The sequence below is a fragment of the Mycobacterium sp. genome (assembly GCF_049647605.1).
GTDB lineage: Bacteria > Actinomycetota > Actinomycetes > Mycobacteriales > Mycobacteriaceae > Mycobacterium.
The window spans coordinates 1-1,603 of sequence record NZ_JBARXZ010000180.1 but is presented as its reverse complement, the minus strand read 5'-3'; the positions used below and the strand labels follow the sequence as shown (position 1 = coordinate 1,603).

General features: G+C 69.0%; 1 protein-coding gene and 1 pseudogene. Both read left to right on the top strand.

The window, feature by feature from the left end; all coding sequences use genetic code 11:
* The first annotated feature begins 341 nt into the window (after nucleotides 1-341).
* Nucleotides 342-1,235, top strand: a complete 894-nt coding sequence (locus tag WBB07_RS23200) for a DMT family transporter (protein WP_526310980.1) — start codon at nucleotides 342-344, stop codon at nucleotides 1,233-1,235.
* A 25-nt stretch (nucleotides 1,236-1,260) separates the two neighbouring features.
* Nucleotides 1,261-1,603: pseudogene (locus WBB07_RS23195) on the top strand (hypothetical protein); the annotation flags it as partial.

Below are 1,603 nucleotides of genomic sequence, written 5' to 3'. Positions count from 1 at the left end.
GGACGCGGACCGGGTTTGGCGCCCGGCCGGGGACCCGGCACCGGGCCGGGGCTGGGGGAAGCGGCCGGTGTCGTGTTGTCGCCGGGTGTCGAATCGTGAGTGGTCATAGGTACCCTGCCCTCCGCGTGGTCGGATCCACGCACCTGCCGCGCGGCGCGGCGCCTGTTGTTGTCGGTCACGTCCCACTGAACTCGTACACCGAACTCGGCGGGACGCTACTACTGTTTTCTGAGGGTATTCAAGCAGGTCGCCCATCGAGATACCGCCGCGTTGACATGCGCCGCCGGTAGCGGTTGCATTCCCGCGCCGTATTACGTGCCGTAACTAGCAGGAGGTTCTTGATGGGCAAGGCGGATCTCGCCGCCCTTTTTGCGCTCGGTGCCGCATTTTTCATCGCCCTCGGGGACGTCATCCACCAGCGCTCTGCCCACGACGTCACCGACAAGAACGTCAGCCATCTCGGCCTGTTCCTGCGGTTGCTCAAGGACACCGGCTGGTGGCTCGGCAGCATCGTCGCCGGGCTGGGCTTCGTACTGCAGGCAGCCGCGCTGGGGCTGGGCTCGGTGCTGTTGGTGCAGGCGCTGCTGGTCACCTCGCTGCTGTTTGCACTCCCGATCAACGCCAGAGCCGCCCATCGCCGGGTCACTCGCTGGGAGTGGACCTGGGCGGCGCTGCTGGCGATGGCGGTGATCGTGATCGTGACCGTCGGCAACCCGACGGCCGGACAGTCGCGGGCGTCGATGGACACCTGGGGTCTGGTCGGTGCGGTGCTGGGACCGGTGCTGGTGCTGGCGGTGATCGGCGCCAAGATCTGGTCCGGCCCGGTGAGTGCGGTGCTGTTGGCGATGGTCTCCGGCGCGCTGTGGGGCGTGTTTGCGGTACTCACCAAGAGCGTGGTCGACGTGCTCGGCAACGGTGTCGTCGAACTCCTGCGCTCGCCCGAGGTGTATCTGTGGATAGCCGTCGGGATCGCCGGCACCGCCTGGCAGCAGTCGTCGTTCCGGGCCGGCGCGTTGACCGCCTCCCTGCCGACGATGACGGTCACCGAACCGATGGTCGCCTCGATACTGGGCATCGTGGTGCTCGGTGAGACATTGCGTCCCAGCGAGACCGGGTTGTTTGTCCTGATCGCGGCGATCGGCGTGATGTTGACCTCGACGGTGATGCTGGCCCGCGGCGAGGCCGCCGGAGCCGGTGACGCGGCCCTGGCGGGGACCGCTGACCTCCGCGACTGAGCGCGCGCCGGATAGCGTGGTCACTGTGTTGGTGGCCGTAGCGATAGTCCCGTCCGCGCCCGTGCTGGTGCCTGAGCTGGCCGGAGCCGCGGCGGAAGTCACCGAGCTCAGAGAGGCGGTGCTGTCGGCGGCAGCAGCGCTCCCGGACCGCTGGATCGCCGTGGGCGTCGACAACCGGGACACGGTCTGGGGGCCGCCGGCAGCGGGAACGTTCGCCGGCTACGGAGTCGACGTCGGCGTGGCCCTGTCACCGCATCCCGACCGGAGTGCTCAACTGCCGTTGAGTGCGCTGATCACCGGTTGGATCCGCGGACAGGTCCGTCCCGGCGGTCGCGCCGAGGTGCGCTGCCACGCCGCCGGGCTGGCGC